The sequence below is a fragment of the Archangium sp. genome (assembly GCF_036388035.1).
Taxonomy (GTDB): domain Bacteria; phylum Myxococcota; class Myxococcia; order Myxococcales; family Myxococcaceae; genus Archangium.
This window is the reverse complement of the sequence record NZ_DASVSO010000913.1, coordinates 1-7097: the sequence shown is the minus strand read 5'-3', so window position 1 is coordinate 7097 and position 7097 is coordinate 1. Positions and strand designations below refer to the sequence as shown.

Below are 7097 nucleotides of genomic sequence, written 5' to 3'. Positions count from 1 at the left end.
ACCAGGGGATAGGTGCGCAGGTGCTCGAGTTGCTGCAGCACGCTGAGCTGGCTGAGCCGGTCCGCCGGAGCCAACCCCTCGCCCACCTTCCCACCGCGCTCGAAGGCAGCCAGGGCGGGGCGGCCCACGTCCAGCCAGCTGCTGAGGTTGGGGGTCTTCTGATCGTTGTACCCCGACAGGATGGCCTTCATGGCACCGCAGCCGGAGTGCCCACACACCACGATGTCCTTCACCGGCAGGGTCAGCAGGGAGAACTCCAGGGCCGCCGCCTCGGAGCGGTCGCTCAGGGACAGGCCCGCGGAGTCCGAGGGCGGCACCATGTTGCCCACGTTGCGCATGACGAAGAGGTCACCCGGGTCGGTGGACACGAAGAGGTTGGGCACCACGCGGCTGTCGGAGCAGGCGATGAAGAGACAGTCGGGGGTCTGGCCATGGGCCAGGCGCGCGAAGGTGGAGCGATAGGCGGGAAGACCGTGACGCTGGAAATCGAGCAGACCCTGAACGAGCTTCTTCATTAGGCACCTTCCGAGGAAAGAGTGGGAGAAGAGGGAACAGCGGCAACGGACAAGGTGGAGGCAGCGGCGCCCTTGCGCGACCACACCTCCTCGAGCGGCTCCATCCACACCTTGCCGCCCGTCTTGCGGTGGTTCTGGCACCAGCTCTCCAGGGCCTCGTAGCCGGAGTGGTCCAGCATCTCCACCGCGAGGTCCAGCTCCACCTGCGCGCCAGTGGGCACCTCGGCGAGCGCGGCGGACAGCTTGGGCACACCGACGAAGGTGAGGGCGCCGCCCACGCGCACCTGGTGCACCGCACCCTCCTGCCGCACCTGCACGTGCACCCGGCCCAGCCGCCACAGCAGCCGCGCCACCGCCACGCCAAAGCCCAGGGCGATGCCGGCCAGCAGGTTGATGCCCACCACGCCAAACACCGTCACCAGGTACACGGACAGCTCCCCGCGCCGGCGCAGCTCCTGGATGTGGTGCATGTTGACCAGCTTCACGCCCACGTGGACGAGCAGGCCGGCCAGCACGGTGAGGGGCACCAGCCCCAGATACGAGCCCAGCAGGGAGACGAAGAGCAGCATCCACACGCCGTGCATGAAGGCGGACGCGCGCGTCTTGGCTCCCGCGGCGATGTTGGCGGCGCTGCGCACGATGACGCCGGTGATGGGCAGGCCGCCCAGCAGACCCGAGAGGGTGTTGGCCATGCCCTGCGCGAACAGCTCCTTGTCCAGGTTGGCGCGCGGACCGGTGTGCAGCTTGTCAGTGGCCACCGCGCTCAGCAGCGACTCGGCGCTGGCCACCAGGGCGAGCGAGAACACCGCGACCGCGAAGGCCCCCCAGTTGCCCTGGGGCAGCGAGGGCAGCTGGATGCTCTGGAAGAGGCTGCCGGTCAGCTCCACCCGCTTCACGTCCCCACCCCACACCGCCGCGGCCACCGAGGCCCCCAACACCGCCACCAGCGGTCCCGGCACCTTCTTGAGGCGGCTGTTGGGCATGACCTGCCACACAACCAGGATGCCAATGGTGATGAGCCCGAGGATCGTCGCGGGGCCATGCAGGTCAGCGATCTGCTCCGGCAGCTCGCGCAGGTTCGCCCAGGCGTTGGACTGCGGAGCGCCGCCCAGCACGATGTGCAGCTGCCCCAGGACGATGAGGATGCCGATGCCCGCGAGCATGCCGTGGATGACGGCCGGGGAGATGCCCAGCGCGGCGCGCGCCACCTTCATGCCGCCCAGCGCCATCTGAATCAATCCCGCGGCGGCCACCGCCGCGCAGGTGGTGGCGAAGCCCAGGTCCTGGATGAACCCGAACACCATCACCGCCAGGCCGGCCGCCGGGCCGCTCACCAGCAGCGGCACGCCACCAAACATCCCGACCACCAGGCCGCCCACGACTCCAGCGATGAGGCCGGACATGATGGGGGCGCCCGAGGCCAAAGCAATGCCCATGCACAACGGCAGGGCCACCAGGAAGACCACCAGGGACGCCGGCAGGTCGCTCGCCAGCACTCCCCGGAGAGAGCCGGCGCCGCCGGCTGCTTGCTCGTTCGACTTCATCGCCTTACCGCCTCCGCGATTCGCAGGCGCCACGCTCCTTTCGGAGACCGCGACGCGTTATCCGGGCAACCCTTCGCAAAGGGCGTGCCGGTGCGGTGGAGACCGGCTTCCCTCTGAAGGGGGGCCGGGGGCGGCGGGCGGCACTTCAAGAAACTTGAAGTCGCGGGTCTCGCGCTGAAAAAAATTTGAATCCCCGCCCCGGCGGCAAGCGGGCAGGCGCGGCCCTCACGGTAACAACCGTGTCACTCCTCGCCAAGCCGGCGCAGGAAGGTGGGATACGAGATGCCGAGGGCACGGGCGGCATCCATCCGGCGGCCCCCCAGGCGTTCGAGCACGTGCCGCACATAACGCTGCTCCACCTGCTCCAAGGGGAGCGGCGGGCCCCCCACCACGAAGGCGTCGGGATCGGCCAGGGCAGAGGGGCCCCGAGCGCCCGGCGCGAGCGCCTCCAGCTCCAGCATGGGGCCGCTCTCGAGCACCAGGGCCCGCTCGAGCACGTTGCGCAGCTCGCGCACGTTACCGGGGAAGGGGTAGCCCTCGAGCCGCTCGCGCGCGGCGGCGGAGAAGCCCACCGGGCGACGGCCCAGCTCCGCGCACAGCTCGGCCACCAGCGACTCGGCCAGTGGCAGCACGTCCTCGCGCCGCGCACGCAAGGAGGGAATCTCCACCTTGAAAACGCTCAGGCGGAAGTAGAGGTCCTCGCGGAAGCGGCCGGCGGCCACCTCCTCGGTGAGGTTGCGGTTGGTGGCGGCCACCACGCGCGCGCTGCTGGTCAGCTCGCTGCTGCCGCCCAGCCTCCGGAAGGCGCCCTTGTCCAGGAAGGTGAGCAGCTTGGCCTGGAGCGCCAGCGGCAGCTCGCCCACCTCGTCGAGGAAAAGCAGGCCGCCGTTGGCCACCTCCACCAGGCCGCGTCGGGCGGTGCGCGCGTCGGTGAAGGCGCCCCGCTCGTGGCCGAACAGCTCGCTCTCCACCATGGTGTCTGGCAGGGCGGCGCAGTTGACGTGGACGAAGGGCCCCTGCTCCTTGCGCAGCGCATGCAGGTGGCGGGCGAGCACCTCCTTGCCCACGCCCGTCTCCCCCAGCAGGAGCACGGGACTGCGGGGTGAGGTGGCGATGCGCTCCAGCATCTGCAGCGTCTGCCGCATGGCGGGCGAGCGCGGCACCAGCAGGCGCCGCCGTCCCTCCAGCGCGCTCTCCGCCCGGTGCAGGCGCTCCTGCAGTTGCAAGTCCTCGGCGGCGCGGCGCGCGCGCAGCACCAGGTCATCCAGCTCCACCGGCTTGGTCAGGTAGTCGCGCGCGCCCGCCTGGATGGCCTCCACCGCGCTGGCGATGTCCCCGTGCGCCGTCACCATCAGCACCACGGTGCCGGGTTGCTGGGCGCGCAGCTCGGGCAGGAAGGCGAGCCCGTCACCATCCGGCAGCCGGCGATCCAGGATGACCAGATCGGGCGCCTCGCGGGCGAGGGCCGCGCGCATCTCGTGCAGCGAGCGGGCCGTCCGCACCTGGAAGCCCTCCTGGGAGAGGACGGAGGCGGCGAGCGAGGAGAAGGTGCGATCGTCATCCACCAGCAGCAGGGAGGTGCTCATGCGGCGCGCTCCAGGGGAAGCCGCAGGCAGAAGCGACTGCCGTCGGGCAGGCGAGTATAGGTGAGGCTGCCGCCGTGGGCCTCCACGGCGGTGCGGGCCATGGGCAGCCCCAGACCCACGCCCTTGGAGCGCGCGGTGGCGAAGGGCTCCCACAGGCGGGGCTCCAGGTCCTCATCCACGCCCCCCGCGTTGTCCTCCACCCGCAGCACGGCCTCGTCGGCCTCGCGCACGAGCGTCACCCGCACCCACGGAGTGGGCCGCAGCCCCGTGTCGCGAGCCACCGCGCCGGCCTCCACCGCGTTGCGCAGCAGGTTGTCGATGGCGGACACCACCAGCGCCGGGTCGGCCTCCACGGTGAGGCCCTCCGTGAGCGACGTGGTCACCGAGACGTCCTCGAACTCGGGCACCAGGCGCACCGACTGCAGGGCCTCCTCCACCAGCAGGTGCAGCTCGCAGGTGCGGCGCGGGGTGATCCGTTGCGGTGCACCGAAGGACAGCAGCGAGCGGGCCAGGTGTCCCAACCGCTGCACCTGGGCACGCAGGGCGGGCAGGGCCACCTCTCCCGCGGACGCGGCGGGCCGGAGCAGGGAGAGGGCCGCCTGGATGCCATTGAGGGCGTTCTTCACCTCATGGGCGATGAGCTGACTGGCGGCGCCCAGCGCGGCCATCGTCTCCTGGCGCCGCAGTTGCTCCTCGGCGGCGAGCAGCGCGTGATACGAGCGCCGCAGCAGGAGGGAGAAGATGAGAATGGTGCCGCCCAGCAGGGTGAGGTGGAAGAGGAGCTGACCGAGGAAGCGGCGCCGCAGGAGCTCGGTGTCCCGAGCCTCGTCCTCCAGCACGGCCAGCAGCATGCCGCCCACCCCCGGGGGGACCGGAACCGGGGCCGCCGCGCCCAGCATGCGCGTGCCTCCCATCACGAGGGGACCGGGAGTCTCGATCAAGGCGCGCAGCTCCGAGACGCTCCCCGGAGACCAGGCGAACGGTGGGGGCATGGGCAGCAGCAGATGCCCGTCTCCATCCACCAACAGCGAGATGTCCTCGCCCGCCATCCGGACCCCCGGGAGCGGGCGCGCGCCCGAGCGCAGCTCCCCCACCAACACGCCGCTCACCTTCGCGGAGCGCACGATGGGCACCGCCACCACCAGCGGCCCGCCCTCTCCCTCCAACAGGTGGATGTCCGGAACGCCGTCCGACAGCACCCGGCGGAACCAGGAGCGGGAGGTCAGGGGGGAGTCTCCCAGGGCCATGTGGGGCGGGTCGCTCCACACGAGGCGCCCCTCGGGGGTGAGCAACGCCACGCCCTCGGAGAAGAGGGGCGAGTGGTGGAAGGCACCGTCCAGCACGGAGATGTCCGATTCGGAGAGGCCTCCCTCGGGGGAGAAATGCGGATGCTCGGCGAGGCGCCGCAGCTCCGCCTCCAGCAGGCCCAGATGCACACCCAGCGCCTCGGCCTGCACCTGGGCCTGACTGGAGAGATGCCCGAGGACCTCCTCGCGGGCATTCTGTACGTCCTGCCGGTAGGAGAGCAGGGGGCTGGCCAGCGCCGCGATACCGAGCAGCGCCAGCCCCAGCAAGGCGGAGCGGCCCGCACGCTGCTGCGCCCGGGCGAGCTCTCCGGGCGCGGGGGCGGGTGAAGGAACCGGAGGACGGGGCGACCGGGGCATGCGGGACATCATGCGCCACCGCTCGGGTCGATGCCTCCCTTTCGTGCGCCCCCGCCAGCGCGGAGCCGTGAGAGGAAGGGGGCAGGCGGGCCCTGGAAGACCCGGAGGGTGTGGTGCTTCTGAATGATTCCGTGACCCCGGCCTTCCCCCTACACTGGGCCCTTCCGCATGAACCTGCTCCTCGTCGCCGTCGGGCTGTCCAAGGTGGTCTTCGGTGGGCTGGTGGCCGCGCTCGGCATCTGGCTCGCGTTCCGCGGCCTCAACCGGCTCCTCGGCACCAACCCCACGGTGGAGCTCCAGCAGGGCAACGTCGCGGCCGGCATCGTCCACGCCGCCAGCCTGCTCGCGCTCGGGTGGCTGGTGCAGAACGCGGTGAATGCCACCTTCGACGCGGTGGACCTCACCTTCCGCGGCGCCCCCTTCCAGCCCGGAGCCATGGCGCGGCTCACCTTCTTCGCCCTCATGCACGTGGGGGTGTCCCTCCTGGTGGGCACCGGCGTGCTCGCCCTGGGCATGCTCCTCTTCGATCGCATCACCCCCGGCGTGGACGAGCTCGCCGAGGTGCGCCGCGGCAACGTGGCGCTCGCGCTCGTGCTGGCCGCCATCCTCCTGGTGATCGCCCTGCTCACCGCGCCGGGCCTCCAGGCCGCCCTCAACGGCCTCATCCCCTTCCCCGAGCTCCCCTCCTCCACGTACCGCGCCCCCTCCTGACCCCGTGGACTCCCCGCCGGCCAGCCCGGGGAAGAGGCTCCTCGCGCTCTTCCTCGTCCTCTTCATCGCCGCGAGCGGCTGCTGCTTCCTGGGGCTGCGCTGGCTCGTCTCGATGGACGTCCAGTCGCTCGTCCGCGGCCCGGCCCCCGCGCCCACGCAGGAGCCCCTCCCCGCCCCGGCGCTCGAGCCCTCCGGCGCCCGAGGCACCCACCTCGGCCTGGCCCTCATCCCCCCCACCACGCCCCTGAGCCAGGCACGCACCTTCGAGTGGCGCGCCGAGTCGCTCGCCCCTCCGGAGTACCGGGTGGGCTACGGCCTGGGCGAGTCCCTCGAGCGCTCGCTCGCGAGCGACCACGTGGCGTACGGCCGCAAGATGCACTTCCGCGCGCTGGGCGCGGACCGCTTCACGTACCATGCCCCCCCGGGATGCCAGGCGGACATGCGCTGCATCTACGAGGAGCTGATGCGCAGCAACGCCGAGCCCGTGCGCGTGCTGGGCAACCGCTTCGTCGAGCACATCCGCGCGCAGCGCCTCGGCCCCGTGGAGGCCGCCGAGCTCATCGTCTCCTTCGTGCAGCGCATCCACTACGCGCAGCCGGATGACCAGCCCTTCGGCATCCTCCCCCCGGCGCTCGTCCCCGCGCAGGACCGCGGGGACTGTGACTCCAAGGCCGTGCTCGCGGTGATGCTGCTGCGCCAGGCGGGCCTCGACGCGACCATCCTCTACTCGGATCCGCTCTCGCACGCCGCCGTGGGCATCGCCGTGCCCGTGCGAGGCCATGCCTTCCGTCTCGGCGGCCGCGTGTACCGCTACGCCGAGCTCACCACCAAGGGCTGGCCCCTCGGGATGATTCCTCCCCAACACGACAAGCCCCACCTCTGGAAGGTTCTGCCCACGGACACACCGGGGACCGACGACGTGGAGTAGAGCCGATCTCGGAATTGGGCGAGGTAAACCTCTCTGGCCGCAGGTGTGGTCCTACTTTAAAAGTGGACCTGACCGACGTGCAGTGGAACCTCATTCAGCCCTTGCTCCCCGTACGCAAACCGAAGCGAGAGGACCGACCCGGGCGGCCT

At 71.3% G+C, this 7097-nt stretch carries 6 protein-coding genes; 2 read left to right on the top strand and 4 right to left on the bottom strand.

Annotated elements, in window-relative coordinates; translation table 11 throughout:
• The 4 genes from VF697_RS37640 to VF697_RS37625 all read right to left on the bottom strand — a co-directional run.
• Positions 1 to 515 (bottom strand): carbonic anhydrase (locus VF697_RS37640; protein ID WP_331102803.1); only part of this gene is annotated, 515 nt, incomplete at its 3' end.
• Positions 515 to 2059, bottom strand: a complete 1545-nt coding sequence (locus tag VF697_RS37635) for a SulP family inorganic anion transporter (RefSeq protein ID WP_331102802.1) — start codon at positions 2057 to 2059, stop codon at positions 515 to 517. The genes VF697_RS37635 and VF697_RS37640, both read right to left, overlap by 1 nt.
• 242 nt (positions 2060 to 2301) lie before the next feature.
• Positions 2302 to 3645 carry a sigma-54 dependent transcriptional regulator gene (locus VF697_RS37630; RefSeq protein WP_331102801.1) on the bottom strand — a complete coding sequence of 448 codons (1344 nt, stop codon included), beginning with the start codon at positions 3643 to 3645 and terminating at the stop codon, positions 2302 to 2304.
• Positions 3642 to 5309 (bottom strand): sensor histidine kinase, encoded by a 1668-nt coding sequence (locus VF697_RS37625; RefSeq protein WP_331102800.1) that lies wholly within the window; start codon positions 5307 to 5309, stop codon positions 3642 to 3644. Before VF697_RS37625 ends, VF697_RS37630 begins: the two co-directional genes overlap by 4 nt.
• 168 nt (positions 5310 to 5477) lie before the next feature.
• Between VF697_RS37625 and VF697_RS37620 the strand changes: the two genes are divergently transcribed.
• Both VF697_RS37620 and VF697_RS37615 read left to right on the top strand, forming a co-directional pair.
• A complete protein-coding gene (locus VF697_RS37620; protein WP_331102799.1) occupies positions 5478 to 6020 on the top strand; it encodes a DUF350 domain-containing protein in 543 nt (180 codons plus the stop codon).
• Between the two features lie 4 nt (positions 6021 to 6024).
• On the top strand, positions 6025 to 6948 hold the full coding sequence (locus VF697_RS37615) for a hypothetical protein (protein ID WP_331102798.1): 924 nt from the start codon (positions 6025 to 6027) through the stop codon (positions 6946 to 6948).
• Positions 6949 to 7097: the final 149 nt, after the last annotated feature.